General features: G+C 71.8%; 24 protein-coding genes and 3 pseudogenes. 10 read left to right on the plus strand and 17 right to left on the minus strand.

What is annotated here, in order from left to right:
- Nucleotides 1–45 precede the first annotated feature (45 nt).
- Nucleotides 46–903: pseudogene (locus B1L11_RS54910) on the plus strand (Lrp/AsnC family transcriptional regulator); the annotation flags it as partial.
- Between the two features lie 152 nt (nt 904–1,055).
- On the opposite strand, the gene B1L11_RS17980 reads toward B1L11_RS54910, so the two are convergent.
- From B1L11_RS17980 to B1L11_RS18040, 14 genes are all read right to left on the minus strand, one after another.
- Nucleotides 1,056–2,090, minus strand: coding sequence for an alpha/beta fold hydrolase (locus B1L11_RS17980; RefSeq protein ID WP_079315574.1), 1,035 nt, complete (start codon nt 2,088–2,090; stop codon nt 1,056–1,058).
- Between the two features lie 53 nt (nt 2,091–2,143).
- Nucleotides 2,144–3,550: a serine/threonine-protein kinase gene (locus tag B1L11_RS45335; protein ID WP_143737345.1), complete on the minus strand. Its 1,407-nt coding sequence runs from the start codon at nt 3,548–3,550 to the stop codon at nt 2,144–2,146.
- Nucleotides 3,551–3,629: 79 nt separating this feature from the next.
- On the minus strand, nt 3,630–4,508 hold the full coding sequence (locus B1L11_RS17990; RefSeq protein WP_079315551.1) for a lysophospholipid acyltransferase family protein: 879 nt from the start codon (nt 4,506–4,508) through the stop codon (nt 3,630–3,632).
- Nucleotides 4,508–5,254 (minus strand): NAD-dependent epimerase/dehydratase family protein, encoded by a 747-nt coding sequence (locus B1L11_RS17995; protein WP_306291672.1) that lies wholly within the window; start codon nt 5,252–5,254, stop codon nt 4,508–4,510. The genes B1L11_RS17990 and B1L11_RS17995 overlap by 1 nt, the downstream gene beginning before the upstream one ends.
- Nucleotides 5,251–5,589, minus strand: coding sequence for an NAD-dependent epimerase/dehydratase family protein (locus tag B1L11_RS54060; RefSeq protein ID WP_306291673.1), 339 nt, complete (start codon nt 5,587–5,589; stop codon nt 5,251–5,253). Before B1L11_RS54060 ends, B1L11_RS17995 begins: the two co-directional genes overlap by 4 nt.
- Nucleotides 5,590–5,630: 41 nt before the next feature.
- A complete protein-coding gene (locus B1L11_RS18000; protein ID WP_018654693.1) occupies nt 5,631–5,729 on the minus strand; it encodes a 30S ribosomal protein bS22 in 99 nt (32 codons plus the stop codon).
- Between the two features lie 155 nt (nt 5,730–5,884).
- Nucleotides 5,885–6,088, minus strand: coding sequence for a helix-turn-helix domain-containing protein (locus B1L11_RS18005; protein ID WP_030456159.1), 204 nt, complete (start codon nt 6,086–6,088; stop codon nt 5,885–5,887).
- A gap of 312 nt (nt 6,089–6,400) precedes the next feature.
- Complete coding sequence (locus B1L11_RS18010; protein ID WP_079315552.1) at nt 6,401–7,177, minus strand: phosphatase; 777 nt, start codon at nt 7,175–7,177, stop codon at nt 6,401–6,403.
- A gap of 42 nt (nt 7,178–7,219) precedes the next feature.
- Nucleotides 7,220–8,383 (minus strand): acetoin utilization protein AcuC, encoded by a 1,164-nt coding sequence (locus B1L11_RS18015; RefSeq protein ID WP_079315553.1) that lies wholly within the window; start codon nt 8,381–8,383, stop codon nt 7,220–7,222.
- Nucleotides 8,384–8,451: 68 nt separating this feature from the next.
- Nucleotides 8,452–9,636: an ABC transporter permease gene (locus B1L11_RS18020; protein ID WP_079315554.1), complete on the minus strand. Its 1,185-nt coding sequence runs from the start codon at nt 9,634–9,636 to the stop codon at nt 8,452–8,454.
- Nucleotides 9,637–9,646: 10 nt separating this feature from the next.
- Entirely contained in the window at nt 9,647–10,393 is a 747-nt protein-coding gene (locus tag B1L11_RS18025; protein WP_079315555.1) for an ABC transporter ATP-binding protein, read from the minus strand.
- Nucleotides 10,390–11,793, minus strand: coding sequence for an efflux RND transporter periplasmic adaptor subunit (locus B1L11_RS18030; protein WP_079315556.1), 1,404 nt, complete (start codon nt 11,791–11,793; stop codon nt 10,390–10,392). Before B1L11_RS18030 ends, B1L11_RS18025 begins: the two co-directional genes overlap by 4 nt.
- Before the next feature lie 97 nt (nt 11,794–11,890).
- The gene (gene proC, locus B1L11_RS18035; protein ID WP_079315557.1) at nt 11,891–12,685 is read right to left on the minus strand and encodes a pyrroline-5-carboxylate reductase; all 795 of its coding nucleotides are present in this window, start codon (nt 12,683–12,685) and stop codon (nt 11,891–11,893) included.
- A gap of 97 nt (nt 12,686–12,782) precedes the next feature.
- On the minus strand, nt 12,783–13,619 hold the full coding sequence (locus B1L11_RS18040; protein WP_079315558.1) for an NAD(P)H-binding protein: 837 nt from the start codon (nt 13,617–13,619) through the stop codon (nt 12,783–12,785).
- 80 nt (nt 13,620–13,699) lie between these two features.
- On the opposite strand from B1L11_RS18040, the gene B1L11_RS18045 reads away from it, so the two are divergent.
- On the plus strand, nt 13,700–14,644 hold the full coding sequence (locus B1L11_RS18045; protein WP_079315575.1) for an AraC family transcriptional regulator: 945 nt from the start codon (nt 13,700–13,702) through the stop codon (nt 14,642–14,644).
- 34 nt (nt 14,645–14,678) lie between these two features.
- Here B1L11_RS18045 and B1L11_RS18050 read toward each other — a convergent pair whose 3' ends face one another.
- The 3 genes from B1L11_RS18050 to B1L11_RS18060 form a co-directional block, all read right to left on the minus strand.
- Entirely contained in the window at nt 14,679–15,413 is a 735-nt protein-coding gene (locus B1L11_RS18050; RefSeq protein WP_079315559.1) for an ABC transporter permease, read from the minus strand.
- The gene (locus B1L11_RS18055; RefSeq protein ID WP_256862654.1) at nt 15,410–16,138 is read right to left on the minus strand and encodes an ABC transporter ATP-binding protein; all 729 of its coding nucleotides are present in this window, start codon (nt 16,136–16,138) and stop codon (nt 15,410–15,412) included. Before B1L11_RS18055 ends, B1L11_RS18050 begins: the two co-directional genes overlap by 4 nt.
- 159 nt (nt 16,139–16,297) lie before the next feature.
- Nucleotides 16,298–18,016, minus strand: coding sequence for a pentapeptide repeat-containing protein (locus B1L11_RS18060; protein ID WP_079315560.1), 1,719 nt, complete (start codon nt 18,014–18,016; stop codon nt 16,298–16,300).
- 169 nt (nt 18,017–18,185) lie between these two features.
- Between B1L11_RS18060 and B1L11_RS45340 the strand changes: the two genes are divergently transcribed.
- The 8 genes and pseudogenes from B1L11_RS45340 to B1L11_RS18095 form a co-directional block, all read left to right on the plus strand.
- A complete protein-coding gene (locus B1L11_RS45340; RefSeq protein WP_143737346.1) occupies nt 18,186–18,389 on the plus strand; it encodes a hypothetical protein in 204 nt (67 codons plus the stop codon).
- A gap of 33 nt (nt 18,390–18,422) precedes the next feature.
- Nucleotides 18,423–18,680, plus strand: a complete 258-nt coding sequence (locus B1L11_RS18065; protein WP_079315561.1) for a hypothetical protein — start codon at nt 18,423–18,425, stop codon at nt 18,678–18,680.
- Nucleotides 18,681–18,867: 187 nt separating this feature from the next.
- On the plus strand, nt 18,868–20,742 hold the full coding sequence (gene dnaK / locus B1L11_RS18070; RefSeq protein ID WP_079315562.1) for a molecular chaperone DnaK: 1,875 nt from the start codon (nt 18,868–18,870) through the stop codon (nt 20,740–20,742).
- Entirely contained in the window at nt 20,739–21,380 is a 642-nt protein-coding gene (gene grpE, locus B1L11_RS18075) for a nucleotide exchange factor GrpE (RefSeq protein WP_079315563.1), read from the plus strand. The genes dnaK and grpE overlap by 4 nt, the downstream gene beginning before the upstream one ends.
- A 136-nt stretch (nt 21,381–21,516) precedes the next feature.
- On the plus strand, nt 21,517–22,686 hold the full coding sequence (dnaJ, locus tag B1L11_RS18080) for a molecular chaperone DnaJ (protein WP_079315564.1): 1,170 nt from the start codon (nt 21,517–21,519) through the stop codon (nt 22,684–22,686).
- Between the two features lie 4 nt (nt 22,687–22,690).
- On the plus strand, nt 22,691–23,038 hold the full coding sequence (locus B1L11_RS18085; protein ID WP_079315565.1) for a heat shock protein transcriptional repressor HspR: 348 nt from the start codon (nt 22,691–22,693) through the stop codon (nt 23,036–23,038).
- 23 nt (nt 23,039–23,061) lie between these two features.
- A pseudogene (clpB, locus tag B1L11_RS18090) lies at nt 23,062–25,649 on the plus strand (ATP-dependent chaperone ClpB).
- A gap of 160 nt (nt 25,650–25,809) precedes the next feature.
- Nucleotides 25,810–26,240, plus strand: a pseudogene (locus B1L11_RS18095) (hypothetical protein); the annotation flags it as partial.

Consider the following 26,240-nt stretch of genomic DNA (forward strand, 5'->3'; position numbering starts at 1 on the left):
CGCGGATTTCTTCCACAGAGGGCGGATCAGCGAGAGAATCCGACGATGCTGGATGAACTGGACCGGGGTCTCGTCCATGCCCTGCACGTCGACGGGCGAGCGCCGTTCAGCCGGATCGCCGAGGTCCTCGGGGTGTCCACCCAGACCGTGACACGCCGTTATCGGCGGCTGCGCGCCGAGGCCGGGCTGCGCGTCGTCGGCCTGCCCGAGCAGGACCGCACCGGCCAGGCCCAGTGGGTGGTCAGACTCACCACGACCCCCACCGCCTCTCAGGCTCTGGGACACGCGCTGGCCCGGCGGCCCGACACCTCGTGGGTCAAGCTGGCCTCCGGAGGCACCGAGATCTTCGCAATCGTCCACACGGAGGACGACAGCCGCCTGTCACGGTCGCTGCTGCTGCACGACATCCCCCGCACGTCCGGAATCACGGCCGTCTCGGCGCACCTGCTGCTCCACACCTACCTGGGCGGTCCGACCGCCTGGCGTGGACGGCTGCGCACGCTCAGCGACGATCAGCAGCAGGCACTCATGCGGCCGGCCCCCTCACCCGGCACTCGCGACCAGATGAGCCTGACGGACGGCGACCGCGCTCTGATCGACGCCCTGCGCCACGACGGCCGAGCCGGCTACGCCGAACTCGCCGCGGCCACCGGCTGGTCCCCCGCCACCGTGGCACGACGCCTGGCCGACCTGCGCGCGAGCGGGGCGATCTTCTTCGACGTGGAGGTCGACGTGGCCGGCTACGGCGTCACCGCCCAGGCCCTGCTGTGGATGGCCGTCGCTCCCGCGCATCTGGACCAGGTCGCGACCACCCTGGCCACCCACGACGAGCTCGCCGTCGTCGCGGCCACCACCGGCGCCACCAACCTGCTCGCCCACGCGCTCTGCGCCGGCCCCGCCGACCTGCACCGCTACCTCACCCGGCGGCTCGGCACGCTCGACCAGATCCGCACCCTGGAGACGGCCCCCCGTCCTGCACACGCTCAAGGCGGCCGGGCATCTCACTCCCGTGGCCGCCCGGCCGGGGTTCCGCGCGCCACACGCCTGAACGGCGCTCAGGCCGTGGACCGGCCCTGCGCGGGGCCCGATAGGGCCCGCTCGATCAGGCCGGTCAGCTCCCGGTGCACCAGCTCGGGGCGTTCGAAGCCGATCATGTGCCCGGCGCCGGGGATCCGTACGAACCGGGCGTCGGGCAGCGCCTCGGCGATCCGGCGGCTGTGGGCGAGCGGGGTGAGCCGGTCTCGCTCTCCCACCATGACCAGCGTCCGCGTCCGCTGGAGCGCCTTCAGCGCGGCGAACTTGTCGTGCACCCGGAAGTCCCGGAAGAACCCGACCATGACCTCCGTCGGCGTCGCCGCGGCCATCGCGTTGACCAGCCGGACGTGCCGTCGGCTCGCTCCCCTGCCGAAGGCGACGTACCGGGTCACCGGCAGGTTCGTCCAGCCCTTCACGCGGGGCCGCGCGTCGATGACCGCGGCGCGGGCCAGCATGCTCTCGAACAGCACGGGCGTGACGCGGGGAGCCAGCCGCCCGAGCGGCCCGGGGAGGCCGAAGGTGCTGGCGTCGAGCCCGCCGGACGAGGTGCTGAGCAGCGCCACGCCGGCCACCCGAGACTCGACCAGGGTGGGGTGCCGGTCCGCGAGCGCCATGACCGTCATACCGCCCATGGAGTGGCCGACGAGGATGACGGGCAGCCCCTCCGGCACGGCGGCCCGAATGACGGCGGCCAGGTCGTCGCCCAGCCGGTCGATCGTGCACGCCTCCAGCGCCCCGGCCGAGGAGTCGCCGTGCCCGCGCTGGTCGTAGAAGACGAGCGTGCCCAGGCCCGCCAGGGCCTCGCGCTGGAGCTGCCAGCAGTGCCGGTTCATCAGCCAGCCGTGCGCGAAGACGACGGCGCACCGGGGATCGGGATGGTCGTCGATCTCCACGGCCAGGCGGACCCCGTCGTCGGTCGTGACCGTCGTCCGGCGCCCGGACGCGCCGTTCGGAGTCCGTGCGGCCTTCGCCCGCCTGACCTGGACGCGGCGCGCGGTGCCGATCGCCAGGCCGAGGGCGAGCCCGGCGAGGGCGGCGTTCCGCCCCTTGTTCATGTGCTCCTCCGGGGTGAGGGTGAGCACACCATACCGACCAGTAGGTCGCTTTGTTAGACCTGGCCCCCAATAATTCTCAGACGCCCTTGCGATACAAGGTGGCGGTCGCGCTGTAGGCCATCTCGCCGCCGGAACCATTCGGGAAGTAGGTCAGCAGGAGCTTGCCGTCGCCGGGGCGCATCGTCAGGCGGCCCTGCCGGGTGCACTTGGCCCCCTTGACGATGGTCTCGCGGAGGACGAACTGCCCGTCGGCGTCCCGGCGGACGACGGTCAGCACGCCGGCGCAGCCCAGGGACGGGTAGCTGACCAAGGTCCGCGCGTTCGGCCTGATCACCACGGTCATGGGCCGGTTCGTGCCGTTGCTCTGCGCCAGCACCCCCTCCCACACCCCCGTGAGCGTACGGGGCAGACGGGACGGCGTGGAGACCTGCGGCGAGGAGGTCGTCCGGGCGACCGTGGTCGCCCGGCCCGCGGTCGTGCCGCCCCCGGTCTCCTTCGCCGCGGAGCCGGCGCCGTTCGTCAGCCACAGGGCCGCTCCCCCCGGCCAGGGCCAGCACGGCGGCGCCGGCCACCGCCGCGTACAGCGTCCTCCTGGAACGACGGCGCGCGGCGACGGCGTGGGACCTCGGCCCGGTCTCCCGGTCCGGGGAGTCCGCCGAGCCGAGCAGCCACATGAGGACCTCGCGCATGGTGGGCCGCTCCGCGGGCTCCTTCGCGAGGCACCGCGCGACCAGCGCGCGCAACGGGTCCGGCACCCCGGCGATGTCGGGCTCGCCGCCGATGACCCGGTAGAGCACGGCGTGCGTGCTGTCCGCGGCGAACGGCGAGCGGCCGGTGGCGGCGAAGGCGACCACCGCCCCCCAGGCGAACACGTCGGCGGCCGGGCCGATCTCCGCGCCCTTGATCTGCTCCGGGGCCATGTACGCGGGGGTGCCGACGACCTGGCTGCTGACCGTGGCCGTCGCGTCGAGCGCGCGGGCGATGCCGAAGTCGATCACGCGGGGGCCGTCGGCGCCGAGCAGCACGTTGCCGGGCTTGAAGTCCCGGTGCACCAGCCCCGCCTCGTGGATCGCGGTCAACGCCGTGGCCGTCCCGACCGCGAGACGGTGCAGGGCCGCCCCCGTACGCGGCCCGTTGCGGGCCACCTCCTCCTGCAGCGACGGCCCGTCGACATACTCCGTCACGATGTACGGAGGGTCGGACCACAGGTCGGCGGCGAGGAACTGGGCGGTGCAGAACGAGGCGACCCGCCGGGCGATGGCCACCTCGCGGGCGAACCGGCTCCTGGTCGTCTCGTCGGCGGCGATCTCCGGACGCAGGACCTTGACGGCCACCGGGGTCCCCGCGTCGTCCGTGCCCAGATAGACGATGCCCTGCCCGCCTGCACCGAGCCGCCGGACGATCCGGTAAGGGCCGATGAACGCGGGATCGCTGCCGCGAAGGGCGGATGATGCCGTCACTCGAACGCCCCCGTTTGAATGGCGGTTGCGGGCCCACTCGTCCCGATCTACGCCACTAAAGCAGCAGGAGCCCCGGTTGTCACATCACGATCGGGGGAAACGCCGGGCCCCGGCGCAGCCGCAGGGCGTCGAGCTGCCGTTGCATGGTCTCCCGGATGTGGTCGGTCAGGTCGAAGACCAGCATGGGGTCGTCGGCCTCCTCCGGGGCGTACTCGTCGGTCCGGATCGGCTCGCCGAACTCGATCAGCCACTTGGACGGCAGCGGAAGCAGGCCGAGCGGCCCGAGCCAGGGGAACAGCGGCGTGATCGGCAGGTAGGGCAGGCCGAGCAGCCGGGCGAGCGACGGAATGTCGCCGATCTTGGGGTAGATCTCCTCCGCCCCCACGATGGCGCACGGGACGATCGGCACGCCGGCTCTGATCGCCGACGCGACGAACCCGCCCCGGCCGAACCGCTGGAGCCGGTAGCGCTCGGAGAACGGCTTGCCGATGCCCTTGAAGCCCTCGGGGAAGACGCCGACGACCTCACCCTTGCGCAGCAGCCGGTCGGCGTCCTCAGGGCAGGCGAGCGTGTGCCCGGACTTGCGGGCCAGATGCCCGAGCACGGGGAGCTGGTAGACCAGGTGCGCTCCGAGCAGGCGCAGCGGCCTGCCCAGCTCGTCGTGCACCGCCACCTGCAGCATCAGGGCGTCCACGGGCAGCGTGCCGGAGTGGTTGGCCACGATAAGCGCACCGCTGCCGGCCGGCACGTTGCCGAGCCCGAGGGTCTCGGTCCTGAACCAGTGCCGGTAGAGCGGGCGCAGCGCCTCCAGCAGCACCTTCTCGTTGAGCTCGGGGTCGAAGCCGAACTCGTCGATCTCGTACTCGCCGGTGACCCTGCGCCGCAGGAACGCGAACAGCTCGGCGAGCCGCTGGTCGCCCGTGCTCCCGTCCGTCCGCCGGCCCTGGAAGTCGTCCATCAGCGTCCTGTCACGAAGTCGGCCAGCCAGTCGACCACCGCGCGCGGCAGCTCGCCGGGTCCGCCGCGCGACCGGAGGAAGTCGTCGAACGCCGCCGCCGTGCTGTACTTCGGCCGCCAGCCGAGCTCGGCGGCGAGCCTGGTGGTGTCCACCGCCCGGCCGTGGCTCAGGAGCGCGAGCTGCTCGGGCGAGAAGTCCACCAGCCGCGCGCCCCGGGCGAGCCCGCTGACGAGGCGGAAGGCGGGGGACGGCATCGGGATCACCGGCCGGCCCGTGCGCCGCACGCACTGCGAAAGCAGCAGGACGCCGTCGCCCGCGACGTTGAACACGCCCGGATGGTCGGCCCGCGCCGTACGGCACAGCACCTCGACGGCGTCGTCCTCGTGGACGAACTGCAGCCGGGGGTCGAAGCCGAGCACGGTGGGCAGCACCGGCTGGGAGAAGTACCTCGTCAGCGGTGAGTCGACGCCCGGCCCCATCAGGTTGGCGAACCGCAGCGTCGTCGTCGTCACGTCGGGACGGCGCCGGGCGAAGCCCCGCACGTACGTCTCGACCTCGGTGGCGTCCCTCGCGTACCCGGAGTGCGACACCTCGACGGGCTCGGTGTCCTCCGTGAACACGGCGGGAGCGTGCGGCGAGGAGCCGTAGACGGCCGTGGTCGACCGCACGACCACCCGGCGCACCGTGGCGGAGCGCTGACACGCCGCGAGCAGTTGCATCGTCCCGATGACGTTGTGCTCCTTCATGGCCGGCGGCCACCGCCGGACCCGCTGCCACCGGATCCACTGCCACCGGGGCCGCTGACCAGGCTGAGGTGCACGACGGTGTCGACGTCGGCGTCCCTGATGACCTTGACCAGGTCGGGACTGCGCAACGCGACCCGGGCGAACTCGGTGCGACCGAGCACCGCGCCGTCCTCCCCGGCAGGGGATGGCGGCGGCGCCGTGTCCACGCCGATGACCCGGTCGATCTCCGGGTCGGCCGCGAGCGCGATCGCCACACGAGCGCCGATGTGACCGGAGACACCGGTGACCAGCACAGTACGAGTCATCGACGCCTCGCCGGGGGTGTGCGTGTTCACGGTCGCCCGGTCCCTGAGGACCGGTGCGCGCTCCGTCTCGGCTACTTCTTGTTACGCCGCTGGATGCGGGTCTTCTTCAGCAGCTTGCGGTGCTTCTTCTTGGCCATGCGCTTGCGGCGCTTCTTGATCACAGAGCCCACGGGACCCCCAGGTGAAGGTGTGACTGTCAAACCGGCGCGCGAGCGCACACCGGCTCAACAGACTACCGGCGATCCGTGGTAGATCGCTCCCCCGGGGGACCCCGCGTCGGCCGGGAGTCGGCCACGCCGCCGTCAAGCGTGGTCGCCCGCGTGGTTCATCCTGCTTCGATGAACGCGTCCCGCAAGTAGTCGTGGACCGCCTGCTCGGGCACTCTGAAGGACCGGCCGACACGGATGGCCGGTAACTCCCCGGAGTGCACGAGCCGGTACACGGTCATCTTGGACACCCGCATGACGGTCGCCACCTCGGCCACCGTCAAGAACTTCACCTCGCTGAGAGGTCTTTCGCCTGCACCCATCGGACGCCTCTTCCGCACGTGTTTCCGGGTTATCCCCACTGGTGCCATTGCTCACGCACGTGTACTGCTGTCAGCGTAAGTCCGGACTCCGAGTAGGCAAACCCCTCATTCCATCAGTCAACGGAGCCGTGTGCCGTCAAAATCGGGAAAGTCGCTGGCAGCAGCCGGGCCGTGCCCCTCGCCTCAATCTTGGAACGGACCAACTTCTCTCACATTAGAGTCGCCCAGGCACACGAAAAAGTTGGCAAACGGTCGACACAGAGGCGCAAAAGCGGGCGCGAAATGCCCGGTTTGGGAGGTCCGGAAGGGGAGTCAGAGGCTGCGGGCGACCCGGGCCAGCAGGTACGCCGTCAACGGAGCGTAGAAACGCGGCAGCACGTTGTCGTCCAGGGGGACGGTGACGGCGATCTTGCCCTCGGCCTCGCCCACGAACAACGCGGGGTCGTTGCTGTCGGCGAAGCCCACGGTCTCGACCCCGGCCTCGCCCGCGGCCCCCGCCCAGCCGTGGTCGGCGATCACGAAGTCGGGCCGCTCCTCGGCCAGCATCGCCTCCATCGGCGCCGCCTCGTGGGTGTGCACGAACGTGCCCCGGTCCTCCAGCATCGCCACGCCGTCGAGGTAGCGGATCCGCCTGCGGCGGCCGAGACCGCCGATGTACGTCCACCCCTCGGCCGGGAAGAGCAGGGTCGCCCCGTTCTCCGCGAGGAACCGCGCCAGCGCGAGGTGGATGGTGAGCAGGCCGGTCGGGTGCCCGGTGGCGAGCACGATCCTGGGCGCGCCGCGACGCAGCACCTTGGCGATCCGCTCGCCCATCTCCTCGACGGCGTCGATGGTCCGATCGGGGTCGATGGTGTCGGGGCCCTCGCGATGACCGGGATCGGCCGCCACTCCCGCCTTGTCGGCCATGAGCGCCAGCACCTCGTGGTAGGACCACTCGCCCTCGAAGGTGAGCCCGAAGAGGTAGTGCGGGTCGCGCAGCGCGAGCGACCGGTAGTGGTCGAGGTTGTTCTCGCGGCTGGTCGCCACGTCACCCGCGATGGCGGTCCGGACGAGGTGTTCGCGCAGTTCGGCTCGGGTGGGAGGGGTCACGACAGGTACAGCGCTCCTCGGCTCGGCATGATTCCGTACTTCTCAGGGCATGGGGTCCAGGCCGTGGAAGGGGAACACCGCCTTCCTGGTCGCGATGACGGCCCGGTCGACGGCGTCGGCAGGATCGTACCCTTCCGAAATGTCCCGCCACTGCGGGTGACGTCCGTCCGTCATGGTCAGGGGTGGTATCTCCCCGGTGCGCTCCTCCACGTACGTCCGCCAGCTGTCCGGTGTGGCGGTCGACGGCTCGACGGGGCGTCCCAGCGCCTCGGCGATCAGATGCGTCCACGCCCGCGGCACGACCTGGACCAGCTCGTAGCCCCCGCCGCCCACCGCGATCCACCGGCCGCCTGCGGTCTCGTGGGCCAGCCGATGCAGCGCGGCGTACGCCGTGCGCTGCCCGTCCAGGCTGAGCATGAGATGGGCCAGCGGGTCGAGGGCGTGGCTGTCGCAGCCCTGCTGGGTGACCAGGATCTGCGGCGCGAAAGCGCGCAGCAGCGGCGGGACCACCGCGTGGAAGGCGCGCAGCCATCCCGTGTCGCCGCACCCGGCCGGCAGCGCCACGTTGACCGCGGTGCCCTCCGCGCCGGTCTCCTGCGGGAAGCCGGTGCCGGGGAACAGCGTGCGCGGGCTCTCGTGCAGACTGATCGTGAGCACCCTCGGGTCGTCGTAGAACGCCGTCTGCACGCCGTCGCCGTGGTGCACGTCCACGTCCACGTACGCGATCCTCGTCGCGCCCTGCGACAGCAGCCACGCGATGGCGACGGCCGGGTCGTTGTAGACGCAGAAGCCGCTGGCGGCGCCGGGCATGGCGTGGTGCAGCCCGCCCGCGACGTTGACCGCGTGCTCGGCCCCGCCCGTCCACACCGCCCTGGCGGCGGCCAGTGACGCGCCGGTGACCAGGGCGGACGCCTCGTGCACGCCCACGAAGGCGGGATTGTCCTCGGTGCCGAGCCCGTAGCGCAGGTCAGGGCGGCCGTCCTTGGAGACGTTCTTGACCGCCTCGATGTAGTCCCGGTTGTGCACCAGCGCGATCTCGTCCTCGGTGGCGGGGACGCAGCCGGTCGTCCCGACGCCGTCGAGCACGCCCAGGTCGCGGGCGAGCGCCATGGTGAGCTCGACGCGTACGGGCGCGAGCGGATGGCCGGGCCCGAAGTCGTAGGAAACCAGAGCGTCGTCCCAGACGACCCGCACCGCCTGACTCATGCGGTGACGGTACCGCACAGGCCGTCACCGCCGTTCACTCGGGCGTCACACACGATCAGTCCGTACGTTCAGTCCGTACGCAGGGCGACGACGGGGTCGAGCCTTGCCGCCCGCCGGGCGGGGGCGACGCCGAAGAAGACGCCGACGGCCGCGGAGACCCCGAAGGCGAGCGCGATCGACCACCAGGTGATCGACGCGGGGACCGGCGAGACCGCCTGGATCAGCAGCGCCCCGCCGACCCCGGTCAGGATGCCGATCACGCCGCCGATCGTGGTCAGCAGCACGGCCTCGATCAGGAACTGGCCGAGGATGTCGCGGCCCCGGGCGCCGAGGGCCTTGCGCAGGCCGATCTCCTTGGTGCGCTCCCTGACGCTGACCAGCATGATGTTGGACACCCCGACGCCGCCGACCAGCAGGGAGATCCCCGCGATGGCGGCCAGCACGCCGGTCAGCATGCCGAGGACCGTGCCGATCGTGCCGAGAAGCTGGGTCTGCGTGACGGCCGAGAACGTCTCGCCCGGGTAGCGGGCGTCCAGGGCGGCCACGACCCGCCGCCGCAGTGGTTCGATCTCGTCCGGGCCGGAGGCGCCGACGGCGATGCCGTTGATCCTCGGCAGCCCGATCAGCCGCTGGGCCGTGGTGACCGGCAGATGCACCTCCTGGTCCCGCGCCACCCCGAACGTCGATCCGACGGTCTCGTAGACGCCGATCACCCGGAACCGCACCCCCGCGATCGTGACCTGGCGGCCGATCGGATCGACGTCCCCGAACAGCTTGGCCGCGACCTCCGAGCCGAGGATCACCACCCGCCGCCGCGTGTCCACGTCGGTCTCGCTGAGATAGCGCCCCCGGCGCAGCGGCCGGTCGAAGACATGGGGCATGTTCTCGTCGGTCCCGGTGAGCGTGGCGAACACCTCCACGCGGCCCACCCGGACCGGCTCGCCGGAGTTCACCGCGACCGTCACCTTCGACGGGTCGCCGACCACGCGCCGAACGTACGCCACGTCCGACAGGTCGAGGCGGCTCTGCGTGGGGGCCGCGCCCAGCCCCACCTGGCCGGGGACCACGAGGATGATGTTGCTGCCGAGCCCCGCGATCTCCTTCTCGACGGCGTTCTTGGCTCCGGTGCCGATGGCGACGAGGATCACGACCGAGAGCACGCCGATGATCACCCCGAGCATGGTCAGCATGCTGCGCAGCCGGTTGACCCGCAGCGCCTCCACGGCCATCCGCAGCGCCTCGGCCGTCCTCATGACGCTGTCCTCATGTGTCGCGCTCGATCCGGCCGTCGCGTACGTGGATCTGGCGGCGGGCCCGGGCGGCGACCTCGGCGTCGTGGGTGACGAGGACGACGGCGACGCCGCCCTCGTTGAGCCGTTCGAGCAGGCCCATCACCTCCTCGCCGTTGCGGGTGTCGAGGTTGCCGGTGGGCTCGTCGGCCAGCAGCACCCGGGGATCGCCCACCAGCGCCCGGGCGATCGCCACCCGCTGCTGCTCGCCGCCGGACATCTGGGACGGCCGGTGGGTGAGCCGGTGGCCGAGCCCGACCGCCTCCAGCGCCGCCCTGGCCCGCTCCCGGCGCTCGGCGCGGAACACACCCCGATAGACCAGCGGCAGCGCCACGTTGTCGAGCGCGGACGTGCGGGCCAGCAGGTGGAAGGACTGGAACACGAAGCCGATCGTGCGGTTGCGCAGGCCGGCCAGTCCGGCGTCGTCGAGCGTCGCCACGTCCACGCCGTTCACCCGAAGCGTGCCGGAGGTCGGCCGGTCGAGGCAGCCGAGCAGGTGCATGAGCGTGGACTTGCCCGAGCCGGACGGACCCACGATCGCCGCGAACTCCCCCTGTCCGATGCGCAGGCTCACCCCGCGCAGCGCGTCGACCAGCACCCCGCCGTCCAGCCGGTAGGAGCGGGTGAGGCCGACCGCCTCGAACGCCGGCGGTGTCCCGTATGCCGTCCCGGAAGCCGTCGCCGACGTGGCAGGACCGTCGGCACGCTCGTCGCGGCTCACGACAGCGACTGGCCGGGGCGTACGGCGTCGGCGCCCTTGACGACCACCCGCTCGCCGGGGGACACCCCGCTGAGGATCTCCACGAACGCGTCGCCCTGCGCGCCCAGCCGGACGACCCGCCGCTCGGCCTTGCCGTCGCGCACCGCCCACACGATCGTCTCCCGGCCGCTCGTCACGATCGCCGACGCGGGCACGGCGGTGGCGTTCTCCGACCGGCGTACGGCCAGCCGCACCACGGCGCTCATCCCCGGCTTGGGCGCGGGGGCCGCGCCGCCGTCGTCGTAGGAGCCCCGGCCCAGGCGCAGCCGTACGGGGTAGCTGACCCCGCCGGTCGCGCCCTCCTTGGGGGTGACCCCCACGCCCGTCACGGCGGCGGTGTACGTCGCGCCGGTCACCGCGTCGAACTCCACCTCGGCCGGCGTGCCCCTGCGCACCAGCAGCACGTCGGTCTCGTCCACGTCGGCGGACAACGTGAGCACGGACACGTCGGTCACCGTGACCAGCGGGTCCCCGGCCGCCACCGGGACGCCGGTGGCGATGGTCCCGCCGGAACGGCCCGCGGGAGCGGCCGCCGCGGCTCCCGCCTGGCTCGCCCCCGCCTGGCCGAGCAACCCGGCCGGCAGTTGCGAGACCAGCGCGCCGAGGCCGGCCGCGCCCGCGCCGGAGGAGGCGCCGCCGAGCGTGACCACGCCGCCGAACGGCGCCCTGACGACCAGGGCGTCCACGGTCTGCTCGGCCGCGCGCATGGCCGCCCTCGTCTGCGACCTCGACGCCGCCCGCAGGGACGCCATGGACGCGCTCAGCCCGCTCATCCCCGCGCTCACCTGGCCGCTCACCTGCGACAGCGCCTGGTCGAGCGAGCGGGTCAGCCCGTCGAGCACCTCACCGAGCGCCCGCCGCTGGGCCCGCTGACGCTTGTCCGCGGCGTCGATGGCGGCCAGCAGCCGGGTCCTGGCCGCACGGTCGCCGATCGACCTGGCCGCCTTCCTCGCCTGGGCGAACGACCGGTCGACGTGCGCGTCCAGCGAGTTCGGCAGCCGCAGGCGCGGCAGCCGTACGCTCACCGGTGCGCCGCCGAACGACACGGGCCGGGCGGCCTGCCGGTCGGCCTTCCGGGCGGCGGAAAGCTGCTGCCTGGCCTGGGGAGAGCTGATCCTGGCGAGGATCTGGCCCTTCTTCACCGTGTCGCCGTCCTGGACGTACAGGCGGGCGACCGTGCCGGAGGCGGGGGCGGTCAGGGTGGCCGTCGCACGCGCGCCCACCGTCGCCGGGGCCTCGACGACCTCGCTGACGGTGGTTCTGGTGACCACGGCCACCGGGGCCTTCTGCGGTTCCGATGACGTGCACCCGGCGACGAGCAGGACGGCGAGAAACGGGACGATCCCGCGACGAGACGTCACCCGCCAATGGTAAAGCGGTGGTCATCTTCCGTCCCGGGAACGCCGGTCGGCGCACCGTCCGTGCCCTGGGGTGGCGCCGGGAGGACCGGACCGTAGGTCAGCCGGCGGCGAGACGGCGGCTGCGCTCGCAGGCCGCCTCGATCGCGTCGAGGAACGCGGCCCGCACCTTGTGGCGCTCCAGCTCCGCGATGGCGGAGATCGTGGTGCCTCCCGGCGAGGTCACGGCCTCGCGCAGGATCACCGGGTGCTCCCCCGAGTCGCGCAGCATGATCGCGGCGCCGACGATCGACTGGGTGACCATGTCGAGGGCGGCGGCGCGCGGCATGCCCAGCAGGATCCCGGCGTCGACCATGGCCTCGACCAGGTAGAAGAAGTACGCCGGGCCGCTGCCGGACAGGGCGGTGGCGGCGTCCTGCTGCGACTCGGGGATGCGCAGCACCTTGCCCACCGGGCTGAGGAGCTCCTCGGTGCGCTTGAGGTGCTCCTCGGAGGCGTGCGCCCCGGCCGAGATGACGCTCATGGCCTCGTCCACCAGGACGGGAGTGTTGGACATGACGCGGACGACCGCCACGCCGTCTCCGAGCCTCGCCTCCACGAACGCGGTCGTGATGCCGGCGGCCACCGAGATGACCAGCCGGTCGGCGGCCACGTGCGGGGAGATCTCGGTCAGCAGTGCGGCCATGTCCTGCGGCTTGACCGCGAGGATCAGCGTGTCGGCCAGCTTGGCGGCCTCGGCGTTGCTCGCGACCCGCACGCCGTAGCGCTCGCGCAGCGCCTCGGCCCGCTCGGGCCTGCGTGCCGTCGCCACGATCTCGTCCGGCCGCAGACCGGCGCGTACCAGCCCGGAGAGCAGGGCCTCGCCCATCTTTCCGGTCCCGAGAATCGCGATCATTCCTGCACCTCTTCTGGGCTTCGCCGGGATCTCCCCGCAGCTTACCGACCCTGCCGGACGGGAGCAGAACGCACTGCGCCACGCGTGGCCGGAAGGGTCAGTTCCAGTGGCCCGCGGCGGCGGTCACGGCGACGTAGTCCTCGAACCGCCCGGGCGGCCGGCCGAGGGCCTGTTCCACCCCGTCCGAGGGAGCCGCGCCCCGCCCGTCGCGGATGTTCACGAGGAGGCCGGTGAGCAGCCGCGCGACGTCGGACGGGACGCCGTTCGCGACCTGGCGCTCCACGAAGGCCTCGGGGTCGACGTCGACGTGCCGGATCGTGCGCCCGGTGGCCCTGCCGATGAGGTCGGCCGCCTCGCCGAAGGCGATGGCCCGTGGGCCGGTCAGATAGTAGATCCGGCCGCTGTGGCGCTCTTCGGTCAGCGCCGCTGCGGCGACCTCGGCGATGTCCTCGGCGTCGACGAACGGCGTGCGCCCGTCGCCGGTGGGCAGGGCCAGGGTCCCGGCGAGGATCCCCTGCCGCCAGAAGGCCTCGCTGAAGTTCTGCGAGAACCAGTCCGGCCGCAGGATGGTCCAGCCGACGCCCGATTCGCGTACGGCCTGCTCGGCGGACTTCAGGGGGTGATCGTCGCCGGCCTCGCCCACGCCGTGGGCGGACAGCAGCACCAGCCGCCGCACGCCCGCGGCCACCGCCTCGGCCACGAGAGCGGGGACGCGCGCCCGGCGGTCGAGGCCCGGCCGCAGGTCGGGCTCGACGACGTAGACGGCGGCGGCCCCGTCGAGCGCGGGGGCCCAGGTCTCCGGTCTGCCCAGATCGAAGGGGACGTCGCCGCCGGTGCGGGACGCCGTACGCGCCTGCAGACCGGCGGCCTTCAGGCGCCGTACGACGCGGCGGCCGGTCTTGCCGGTGCCGCCGAGAACGAGGATCTTCTCCATGCCTCAAGGAAACAGGTGGAAGCGAAGACGATCCATGGGAGAACGTCGCCCCTTCATTTGTGATCGTCTACCGTGACGGCATGGACGTGCTGAGCGATCTGCTCCACCGCGCTCACGCCAGGAACGCGCTGGTCAGGCAGTTGATCCAGCGGCCGCCCTGGGCGCTGGCCTTCACCGGCGCCCCTCCTCTCACGGTCGTGGCCGCGCTCGGCGGCCACGCGTCGGTCCGGCTGGACGACGCCGGCGTCGCCCCGGTGCGCCTGGCCCCGGGTGACATCGCCCTCATCGGCGGCGCACACGCGCACACGATCGCCGACGATCCGTCCACCCCGCCGCAGGCGGTGATCCACGGGGACAGGAAACACGTCGCCGGCGGAGGCGGGGGGACGGCCGGGGCGCACCGGAGCCTGGGCCCGCGCACCTACGGCGACGGCCTGCCCGGGGCCACGATCATGCTCAGGGGCGCCTGCGAACTGCGCGGCGAGGCCGGCGTCCGGCTGCTGCGCATGCTGCCGCCGCTGGCGGTCGTGCCGGCCGGGCCGCGGACCCGGGCGGCGCTGGAACTGCTCGCCACCGAGGTCGCCCGCGACGAACCGGGTCAGGACGCGGTCCTCCACCGGCTGCTCGACCTCGTGCTCGTGCTGGCGTTACGGGCCTGGTGCGCCGGGCCCGAGGCTCCGCTCCCCTCCTGGCACCGGGCGCTGGCCGATCCCGCGGTCGGCGAGGCGCTGCGCCTGCTGCACGACCGTCCCGCTCATCGGTGGACGGTCGCCGAACTGGCCGCCGGGGCCGGCATGTCCCGCGCCGCCTTCGCCGCGCGCTTCAGGAGCATGGTGGGCGAGCCCCCGCTCACCTACCTCACCGGCTGGCGGATGACCCTGGGAGCCGATCTGCTCACCGACACCGATGCCACCGTCGCCGCCGTGGCCCGCGAGGTCGGTTACGAGGACGCGTTCGCCTTCAGCGTGGCGTTCAAGCGCGCCCACGGGGTCAGCCCCTCGGCCTGGCGCCGCCGAACGCGCTGAGCCCATGCTCAAGGCGTACGGCGGCACTCAGCGCTCAGGGGGTTCGGCGGCGCAGCGTGGCCGCGCCGAGCAGAAGGGCCAGCACGGCCGACCCCGCCACCACGACGACGTCGCGCCAGAACTCACCGCCCGGGTCGGCGTCCGCGACCGCGTGTGTCATCGCCTCGATCGCGTACGACATGGGCAGCACGTCCGAGATCCACTCCAGCACGGTCGTCATCTGCCCGCGCGGCACGAGGATCCCGCCGAGCAGGATCTGGGGGATCATCACGATCGGCATGAACTGCACGGCCTGGAACTCCGTACGGGCGAACGCGCTGCACAGCAGGCCGAGCGCGGTGCCGAGCAGGGCGTTGAGCAGCGCGACGAGCACCAGCGGCCACAGCGGGCCCGGCAGGTCCAGGCCCAGCCAGGTGAGGGAGACGGCCAGCGCCAGCGCCACCTGGGCACACGCCGCCAGCCCGAACGCGAGGCCATACCCGAGGAGGAGGTCGAGCCGGCCGAGCGGCATCGCCATGAGCCGCTCCAGCGTGCCCGACGTGCGCTCGCGCAGGGTCGCGATCGAGGTGATGAGGAACATCACCAGGAAGGGGAAGACGCACAGCAGGATCGGCGCCCAGCGGCCGAACGACCGCTCGTCGTCCATCACGTAATAGAGCAGGATCATCACCAGCGTCGGCACCAGGACCATCAGCGCGACCGTCCGCCGGTCGTGGCGGAGCTGGGTCATGATCCGCCCGGCGGTGGCGAGGGTGATCGCGAAACTCATGCCGCCGCCCTCTCCTCGATCAGGCGCAGGAACGCCTCCTCCAGGTCGGTCGTGCCCGTGTGCGCGCGCAGGGCATCGGGGGTGTCGTCGGCGAGGATCTCCCCCTGGCGCAGCACGATCAGCCGCTCGCACCGCGCGGCCTCGTCCATGACATGGCTGGAGACCAGGATCGTGGTGCCGCCCTCGGCCAGGCGGTGGAAGAGCGTCCACAGCTCCTGCCGCAGCACGGGGTCGAGCCCGACCGTCGGCTCGTCCAGCACGAGCAGTTCCGGACGGCCGAGCAGGGCCACGGCGAGCCCGGCGCGGCCGAGCTGGCCGCCCGAGAGCGTGGACCCGAGCTGGTGGGCGGCACCGGTGAGCCCGACCTCCGCCAGCACTCGCTCGGGGTCGTCCTTCGGCGCGCCGAGCACGGCGGCGAAGTAGCGCAGGTTCTCCAGCACGGTCAGGTCGCGGTAGACGGCCGGGCTCTGCGTCGAGTAGCCGATCCTGCGGCGCAGGCCCGCGCTCCCGGCCGGCTCGCCGAGCACGCTCACCTCGCCGCCGGACACGATCTGGACGCCCACGATCGCCCGCATGAGCGTCGTCTTGCCGCAGCCGCTCGGCCCGAGCAGGCCGGTGACCTGCCCTCGCGGCACCTCGAAGGTGAGGCCGTGCAGAACCTCCGCCCCGCCCCGTGACACCCGCAGATCCCGTACGGCGATCGCGGGATCCGATAAATTCATCATGCGTTGAAATTAGACCCGCGACACGGGCGCGTCAACGCCCGGGTGCCCGTTCGGTGTCGGCGCGCGGCGGGTGTGAGAACCAGGTCGCGCACCTCGGCGGCATCGCCTCGGGCGGTGCTCGACGCCGAGGAGCCAAGGCCCCGATTGCGAGGAGTCCGGCTACCGCCGTGGCGCACCGACGGATCGGGCCACAGTGCCGCGAGCAGGGTCCGCCGGGTCCGGCATCTCGCACCATGCCGGAGGCCAGACGCGCACGGTCGCGGTGGTGCGCGGAAAGGTGACACCGGACAGGTCGCCGCCGCCGATGTCGGCGCCGTCGAAGTTCACAGAGCCTTCGAAGTGCGTGTCCGCCAGGTCCAGACGTTGGAGGCCGCGCGGTTCGCTTCCCCGAACCCGAACCGTGAGCGCCCTGATGCTCCGCCGGACGACCGACACGTCCTCGCGCTCCGCTTCGAATCGCACGGCGGCCGCCCCGGGGTCGGTTTTGTAGGCGATGCCGCGCGACGCCGTGCCGGCGAAGGACGCGTCATCGAGGAACGCGCAGTGCCGGAAACCGGCCCGGCCGAAGAACGTCCTCTCGAAGGATGTCGGACCGGCGAAGTCCGAATAGCGGAAACGAACACCGCAGCGGAAGATCGCGGAGCCGAAGTTCAGGGCGCCGTCGAAGGCCACGCCCTCGAAGTGCCCCGCGAAGAACTCGCTGTTCTCGAAGCTCGTGAGGCCGCCGTCGAAGCTCGCTCCGGTGAACCTCGCCGTGCCGAACCGGGCACCGCTGAAGTCGGCGTCCGTGAAGGTCGCGCCGCTGAAGTCGGTGTCGAACCTGAATATCGCGTACGCGAAGCTCGCCCCGCCCCGGAATCCGGCTCCCGCGAAGTCCGCTCCGAAGAACGTCGCGATACCGAAGTCGGCGAAGCCCCGGAACTCGGCGCCGGTGAAGTCCGCCCTGCCGCGGAAGCGGCAGTCGGTGAAGTCCGTCCTGCCGGAGAAGACCGCCTGCGCGAAGCTCGCCGCCTCGACCTCGCTGCCGCTCAGGTCGAAGTCGACCAGGGATGCTCTCGTGAGGTCGACGGCGACGCCCGGCCAGTGATCGCCATCGTCGCCGGACGCGCCGCCGAAGGACTTCAGATGGCGGACGACGATCCGCTGTGCGGTCAGCCGGGCCTCCAGGTCCAGCGAGTGCTCCTGGCCCGGGTCGTGGCCTCCGATGTCGCCCGCGCCCCCGGCCGGCTCGCCTGCCCGGTCCGCCGGGTCACCCGCCGCGCCTCCCGACAGAGGGGCTCGCAGGTACGCGCAGAGCACATCCATGACGGCCTGGCGGTGCTCGGGGTTGTTCCGGCCCAGCCGCTCCAGGGCGTACATGGCCGCGATGCGCACGCCCGGGTTGCCGGAGCCGAGCTGGTCCACGGCCTTCGAGTAGAGCTCCGTGACCCGCTTCTCCGTCGCGTCGTACTCCTGGTAGACCTGCGTGCGCTCACCCAGCCACTGGCGGCGGACACCGAGGAGGAGCGCCACGCCTCCGGCGGCTCCCGCGCCCACCGTCAGGCCGCTCTTGATCGCGTCCAGCCGGAGGGCGGGATCGGCTCCCGCGATCTCCGTGAGGGCCGTTGTGGCGATCCAGGTCGAGACCGCGACGCCGATGAGGCCGCCGACGATCCACCAGACCGACAGCACCCGCATCGGGGAGGGCGACGTCCGTACGGACCTCGAGTTCGTGACCAGCAGTACGAGTCCGGCCAGCAGCAGGACCAGCCCGCCGAGGGCGAGCACGCCGCCGAGCGGTACACGCGCGAGAAGGCCGGGAACGTCCATCCAGCGCGCCGCGAGGACGACGGCGGCCAGCCCTGCGAGCAGAGCTGCGGCCCCCGTGGCCTTGCGCACCCGCGTCCCTCCCGAGTCCGTGCCGTGGCATGCGGCCCGTCCGGCGGCTCCCCACATGATCACGTACCCGTCCCGACCGCGCAAAGGGGCCCCTGAGTGGAACCGGGGAGCGGCGCCCTGGGCGGTCACGGCGGATGAACCGGGGAGCCTTTACAGCCGTGTAAGGGGCATGAGAAAGCTCTGGCTCGTGGCCCTCCTGTTCCTGGCGGTCGCCTGCGGAGGGACCTCCTCCACCTCGGCCTCACCCGAGCAGCCGGAAGGCTCCCCCTCCGGAGCCGGCGCCGATCACGGCTCCTCCGCCCCGGCCTCGCCGGCCGGCACGGCACCGGCCGGCCCGTCCGGCGCGCCGAGCGGCGCCCCCGTCTCCCCGTGACCCCCGGCCGGGCCCACGCTCAACCCGCGCAAGGTGCCGTGGGAGAGCGCCACCCCCGCCGCCGACGGCCGGTCCCTCGACATCGTGTGGTGGTCCGGAGTGGAGCCCTGCACCGTGCTCGACCGCGTCGAGGTGACCGAGACCGCGCGCCAGGTCACCGTCACCCTGTACGAGGGACAGGACCGGCGTTCGCCCGACGCCGTCTGCATCGCGATCGCGATCCTGAAGACCACGAAGGTGCACCTCACGGCTTCGCTCGACGGGCGGAAGGTCGTGGACGGCGCGAAGTAGACCGCCGAGCCGGGGGCATTCACCGGCCCGGACGGGGCAGGGAGGACAGACCACAAGTTCGCGATTACGGGATGAAAATCCGCGCGCTCCAGGGTTGAGCCTCATAGACTCAAGACGTTTGACAGACCCCTCGGCGGGGCTAGTATTTGAGTCTGACCGACTCAACTTTGACTACAAGGACGTACTCATGGCACGTGCGGTAGGTATCGACCTGGGGACGACCAACTCCGTCGTCTCGATCCTCGAGGGCGGCGAGCCCACGGTCATCGCGAACGCTCAGGGCTCGCGGACCACGCCGTCCGTGGTCGCGTTCGCGAAGAACGGTGAGGTTCTCGTCGGCGAGGTCGCCAAGCGGCAGGCGGTGACCAACGTCGACAGGACCATCCGCTCGGTCAAGCGCCACATGGGCACGAACTGGTCGATCGAGATCGACGGCAAGAAGTTCACGCCCCAGCAGATCAGCGCGTTCGTCCTGCAGAAGCTCAAGCAGGACGCGGAGGCGTACCTGGGCGAGAAGATCACCGACGCGGTGATCACTGTCCCGGCGTACTTCAACGACGCCCAGCGGCAGGCCACCAAGGAGGCCGGCCAGATCGCGGGCCTCAACGTGCTGCGCATCATCAACGAGCCCACCTCCGCGGCCCTGGCCTACGGCCTCGACAAGGAGAAGGACCAGACCATCCTGGTCTTCGACCTCGGCGGCGGCACCTTCGACGTGTCCCTGCTCGACGTCGGCCAGGAGGACGGGCACGGGTTCGTCGAGGTCAAGGCCACCAGCGGTGACAACCACCTTGGCGGCGACGACTGGGACCAGCGGGTCGTCGACGAGCTGGTGACCCGGTTCAAGAACGCGCACGGTGTGGACCTGTCCAAGGACAAGATGGCCCTCCAGCGCCTGCGCGAGGCGGCCGAGAAGGCCAAGATCGAGCTGTCGGCCCAGACCGAGACCACGATCAACCTGCCCTACATCACCGCCTCCTCCGAGGGCCCGCTACACCTGGAGGAGAAGCTGACCCGGGCGGAGTTCCAGCGGATCACCGCCGACCTGCTCGAGCGCTGCAAGGGCCCGTTCCACCAGGTCATCAAGGACGCGGGGATCAAGATCTCCGACATCGCCCACGTGGTCCTGGTCGGCGGCTCCACCCGTATGCCGGCCGTTTCCGAGCTGGTCAAGGAGCTGACCGGCGGCAAGGAGCCCAACAAGGGCGTGAACCCGGACGAGGTCGTCGCCATCGGCGCCGCGCTCCAGGCCGGTGTCCTCAAGGGCGAGGTCAAGGACGTCCTGCTGCTCGACGTCACCCCGCTCAGCCTGGGCATCGAGACCAAGGGCGGGATCTTCACCAAGATCATCGAGCGCAACACGACGATCCCGACCAAGCGCTCGGAGGTCTTCACGACGGCCGAGGACAACCAGCCGTCGGTGCAGATCCAGGTCTACCAGGGCGAGCGCGAGATCGCGGCGTACAACAAGAAGCTGGCCACCTTCGAGCTGACCGGCATCGCCCCGGCCCCGCGCGGCATCCCGCAGATCGAGGTCACCTTCGACATCGACGCCAACGGCATCGTGAACGTCTCGGCGAAGGACCTCGGCACGGGCAAGGAGCAGTCGATGACCATCACCGGCGGCTCGGCCCTGGGCAAGGAGGACATCGAGCGCATGATGCGCGAGGCGGAGTCCTACGCCGAGGAAGACAAGCGGCGCCGCGAGGAGGCCGAGGTCCGCAACAACGCGGACGCGCTGGCCTACCAGACGGAGAAGTTCCTCCGCGAGAACGACGAGAAGGTCCCGGCCGACGTGAAGACCGAGGTCAACGACTCGCTCGCCGAGCTGAAGAAGACGCTGGAGGGCACCGACATCCCCGCCATCCGCACCGCCGCCGAGAAGCTCGCCACGGTCAGCCAGAAGATGGGCTCGGCCATCTACGCCCAGTCGCAGGCCGGTGCCGATGGCGCCGCGGCCGGCGCGGGCGCGGCGGGTCCGGAGGGCGCGCAGGCGAAGGCCGACGAGGACGTGGTCGAGGCCGAGATCGTCGACGACGAGCGGGAGGGCGGCCGCAAGTGAGCCCGCGTGAGAACGGTTCCGAGGAGGAGCCGGTGATCCGCGACAACCGCAAGATCGACCCGGAGACCGGCAAGGCCCGCGAGTCCGCCGGGGACGCGCCCGAGGCCGTCCCCGCGGACGAGGGCACGCAGACGGCGGCGCCCGCCGAGGGGTCCGCGACGGACCTGCTCGCCGAGCGCACCGCCGACCTGCAGCGGCTCCAGGCGGAGTTCAGCAACTACCGCAAGCGGGTCGAGCGCGACCGGATCGCCGTCAGGGAACAGGCCGTCGCGAGCGTGCTCACCGAACTGCTGCCGGTGCTCGACGACATCGGCCGCGCCCGCGACCACGGCGAGCTCACCGGCGGTTTCGCGAAGGTGAGCGAGTCGCTGGAGGCGGCCGTCGGCAAGCTGGGCCTGACCGCGTACGGCGCGAAGGGCGACCCCTTCGACCCGACCGTGCACGAGGCCCTGCTGCACAGCTACTCGGCGGAGGTGACCGAGCCGACGTGCATCGAGATCCTCCAGCCGGGCTACCGGATCAACGACAGGATCCTGCGCGCCGCTCGCGTGGCCGTCGCCGAGCCGAGCGAGGAGGCGGCGGCGCCGGAGGAGACGGCGGCCGGCTCCGGCGAGTCCGGCGGGCCGGACGAGAACTGAAACCGCGGAGGTCTCTCCCGATCGGCGAAGATCGGGAGAGACCCGCGAGTGCACCCGCGACGACAGCCGCGGGGCATCCGCGGGAACGGCCGCGGGAACACCGATTCACTCCCCTTTCGTGCGAAGGAAGCGATAGATGAGCACCAAGGACTACTTGGAAAAGGACTACTACGCCGTCCTTGGTGTGCCCAAGACCGCGAGCGCCGAGGAGATCAAGAAGGCGTATCGCAAGCTCGCTCGCAAGTACCACCCCGACGCCAACCCGGGGAACAAGGAGACCGAGGAGAAGTTCAAGGAGGTCTCCGAGGCGTACGACGTGCTCTCCGACGTCAAGCGGCGCAAGGAGTACGACGAGGCGCGCACGCTCTTCGGGTCGGGGCTCGGGGGCTACGCGGGCGCGGGCGGGACCCGGGCCGGTGGGGGCTTCAACTTCGGACCTCGGCGACCTGTCGGCGGGTCGGGGTCGGGCGAGCGGATCGGGGACCTGTTCGGGGGGTTGTTCAACCGAGGCGGAGCGGGCACGCGCACGACCACTGCCCGGCCGCGGCGCGGCCAGGACGTCGAGTCGGAGGTGACGCTCGCCTTCGGCGAGGCGGTCGACGGCACCACCGTGTCTCTCCGGCTCACCAGTTCGGCCGCCTGCACCGCCTGCGGCGGCACGGGGGCTAAGGCGGGCACGACGCCACGGGTCTGCCCGACCTGCGAGGGAACCGGGGCGGCGAGCCGCAACCTCGGCAACTTCGCCTTTTCCGAGCCGTGCCGCGACTGCCGCGGCCGGGGTCTGGTGGTCGACGACCCCTGCCCCGTCTGCGAGGGCAGCGGGCGCGGCAAGAGCACCCGTACGATCCAGGCCCGCATCCCGGCCGGAGTCGGCGACGGCCAGCGCATCAGGATCAAGGGCAAGGGCGCGCCCGGTGAGAACGGCGGCCCGGCCGGCGACCTCTACGTGCTGGTCCACGTCAAGCCGCACCCCGTGTTCGGGCGCAGCGGGGAGAACCTGACCGTCACGGTCCCCGTCACCTTCCCCGAGGCCGCGCTCGGCGCCGAGATCAAGGTGCCGACGCTCCGGGGGATGCCGGTGACCCTGCGCATCCCTGAGGGAACGCCCAACGGACGGACGTTCCGGGTGCGCGGCCGGGGGGCCTCCCGCAAGGACGGCACGAAGGGCGACCTGCTGGTCACCGTCCAGGTCACGGTGCCCCAGAACCTCGACGACAAGGCCCGCGCGGCTCTCGAGGAGTTCAGGAACGCCACGGAGGGCCAGGACCTTCGCGAAGAGCTGATCAAGCAGGCCAGAAGCGAGTGAGCCGATGGATGCCAGGTTTTTCGACATCTCCGACGACACCCCCGTCTATGTGATCTCCGTAGCCGCCCAGCTGTCCGGGCTGCACCCGCAGACGCTCCGCCAGTACGACCGGCTCGGGCTCGTCAGCCCCGGCCGTACGGCGGGGCGGGGGCGGCTGTACTCGACCAGGGACATCGTGCTTCTGCGCGAGGTCCAGCGGCTCTCCCAGGAGCACGGCATCAACCTCGCCGGCATCAAGCGCATCCTCGAACTCGAAACCGAGAACATGCGCATGCGCGAGGAGGTCACCCGGCTCAGGGGTGAGCTCACGATGTTGCGGGCACTGGTCCGCTACGAACTGCCACCTGCCTGATCGGCGAAACGAGGCATTCACATATGGACTACAAGTTCACCCAGAAGAGCCAGGAGGCCCTGTCCGCGGCCGTCCGGCGCGCCGCGGCAGACGGCAACCCCGAGGTCGCGCCCGCGCACCTGCTGACGACCCTGCTGGCGCAGAACGGCGGCATCGCCGGATCGCTGCTGCAGGCCGTCGGCGCGGACCCCCGGCAACTGCGCGCACAGGCCGAGGAACTGCTCGACCGGCTGCCGAAGGCGCAGGGCTCCACCGTGAGCGCGCCGTCCAGCTCTCGCCAGCTGCTGACCGTGCTCAACACCGCCGCGCAGCGGGCCAAGCAGCTCGAGGACGAGTACGTCTCGACCGAGCACCTGCTCGTCGGGCTCGCCACCGACGGCGGGCAGGTCGCCGACCTGCTGAAGGCCGCGGGCGCCACTCCCAACGCGCTGCTCGAGGCGTTCGAGAAGGTCCGCGGGCACGCCAGGGTCACGAGCGAGACGCCCGAGGACACCTACCAGGCGCTGGAGAAGTACGGCGTCGACCTCACCGAGCGGGCGCGTTCCGGCAAGCTCGACCCGGTGATCGGCCGCGACAGCGAGATCCGCCGGGTCGTCCAGGTGCTGTCGCGCCGCACCAAGAACAACCCCGTGCTGATCGGCGAGCCCGGCGTCGGCAAGACCGCCGTGGTCGAGGGCCTCGCCCAGCGGATCGTCGCAGGCGATGTACCCGAGAGCCTGCGCAACAAGCGCCTGGTCGCGCTCGACCTCGGCGCGATGGTCGCGGGCGCGAAATACCGCGGCGAGTTCGAGGAACGCCTGAAGGCCGTGCTCAACGAGATCAAGGAGAGCAACGGCCAGATCGTGACGTTCATCGACGAGCTGCACACGATGGTCGGCGCGGGCGCCGCCGAGGGCGCGATGGACGCGGGCAACATGCTCAAGCCCATGCTGGCCCGCGGCGAGCTGCGCATGATCGGCGCCACCACGCTCGACGAGTATCGCGAGCGCATCGAGAAGGACCCGGCCCTGGAGCGGCGCTTCCAGCAGGTCTACGTCGGCGAGCCGACCGTCGAGGACACGATCGCGATCCTGCGCGGGCTGAAGGGCCGTTACGAGGCTCACCACCAGGTGCAGATCTCCGACAGCGCCCTGGTCGCCGCCGCGACGCTCTCCGACCGCTACATCACCGCGCGCTACCTTCCGGACAAGGCGATCGACCTGGTCGACGAGTCGATGTCGCGGCTGCGCATGGAGATCGACTCGCGGCCGGTGGAGATCGACCAGCTCCAGCGGAGCGTGGACCGGCTGAAGATGGAGGAGCTCGCGCTCGCCAAGGAGACCGACGAGGCCAGCCGGCAGCGCCTGGAGAAGCTCCGCGAGGAGCTGGCCAACCGCCAGGAGGACCTCAACGCCCTGGTCAGCCGGTGGGAGCGGGAGAAGGCCGGCCTCAACAAGGTCGGTGAGCTGAAGAAGCAGCTCGACGAGGCGCGCAGCGCCGCCGAGCGGGCCCAGCGAGACGGCGACTTCGAGGCGGCGTCCCGGCTCATGTACGGCGACGTCCCCCGGCTGGAGAAGGAGCTCGCCGAGGCTGCCAAGCCGCCGAGACGGCGGAGGTCGAGGAGCCGATGGTGAAGGAGGAGGTCGGGCCCGACGACATCGCCGAGGTCATCTCCTCGTGGACCGGCATCCCGGCGGGCCGGCTGCTCGAGGGCGAGACCGCCAAGCTGCTGCGTATGGAGGACGAGCTGGGCAAGCGCCTGATCGGCCAGCAGCAGGCCGTCCAGGCCGTCTCCGACGCCGTACGGCGGGCCCGGGCCGGCATCTCCGATCCCGACAGGCCGACCGGCTCGTTCCTCTTCCTCGGCCCGACCGGTGTCGGCAAGACCGAGCTGGCCAAGGCGCTCGCCGAGTTCCTGTTCGACGACGAGCGGGCCATGACCCGCATCGACATGAGCGAGTACGGCGAGAAGCACAGCGTGGCCCGCCTGGTCGGCGCGCCGCCCGGATACGTCGGCTACGAGGAGGGCGGCCAGCTCACCGAGGCCGTGCGGCGCAGGCCGTACACGGTGGTGCTGCTCGACGAGATCGAGAAGGCCCATCCGGAGGTCTTCGACATCCTGCTGCAGGTGCTCGACGACGGCCGGCTGACCGACGGGCAGGGCCGCACGGTCGACTTCCGCAACACGATCCTGATCCTCACCTCGAACATCGGCTCGCAGTTCCTCGTGGACCCCACGATGGAGAGCGAGGCCAAGCGCGAGGCGGTGATGAACGCGGTGCGGGCGTCGTTCAAGCCCGAGTTCCTCAACCGGCTCGACGACATCATCGTGTTCGACGCGCTCGGCACCGAGGAGCTGTCGCAGATCGTGGACCTGCAGGTCGCCCGGCTCGCGCGGCGTCTGTCGGACCGGCGGCTGAAGCTGACCGTCACGCCCGCCGCCCGCGACTGGCTCGCGCTCACCGGCTACGACCCGCTGTACGGCGCGCGCCCGCTGCGCCGTCTGATCCAGTCGGCCATCGGCGACAAGCTCGCCAAGGAGCTGCTGTCGGGCGCCATCCGGGACGGCGACGAGGTAATCGTCGACTTTGACGCGGCAGGTGACACGCTGACGATCCGGCCCGCTCGGTAAGGTCTTCCCCACCATTGGGGCAAGCGCGCCCCGCCCTTTCCCCTCGCTGCTACGTTCGGCGTTCGTCGGACTACCGTACGCGATCAGGGGGACGTGGATGTCCAGGACATCACGAAGTATTCGAGGGCGGTGTGTCGCGCTTGCGGCGGTCACTGCCGGAGTGAGCTGGCTGACCGGAGGCCCGGCGATGGCGAAGGACGGCGCGCTGGCCGACGCCTGCCGGGCCCAGAGCCGCGACGTCACCGGCCACGAGGTCACCGGCCGCGACCTGACGGGTGGACTGACCACCCTCGCTCCGGCGGCGAGCGTGCTGAGCATCGCCGACGCGGCCGGAGCGGCCGCCGGGCAGGGGCACAACTCGCTTCCCACCGGCTCGGCCACGGTCGCCCGCACCGTCCCGGGGCCCGCGGCGCTGCCGGCCGTGCCGGGCCCCCGTACGCTGCCGGGTTCGATGCCCGGCACGGCGACTGGCGCTGCACCCGGCACTGCACCTGGCACGGTGCCCGGCGGCGCGGCGGTTCTGCCCGCGCCGGCGGGCGCGAAGACGCTGCCCGCGAAGGCGGCCTCCGCCCCGGTGCAGAACGCCGTGGC

The organism is Microbispora sp. GKU 823 (genome assembly GCF_002027145.1).
Classification (GTDB): Bacteria; Actinomycetota; Actinomycetes; order Streptosporangiales; family Streptosporangiaceae; genus Microbispora; species Microbispora siamensis.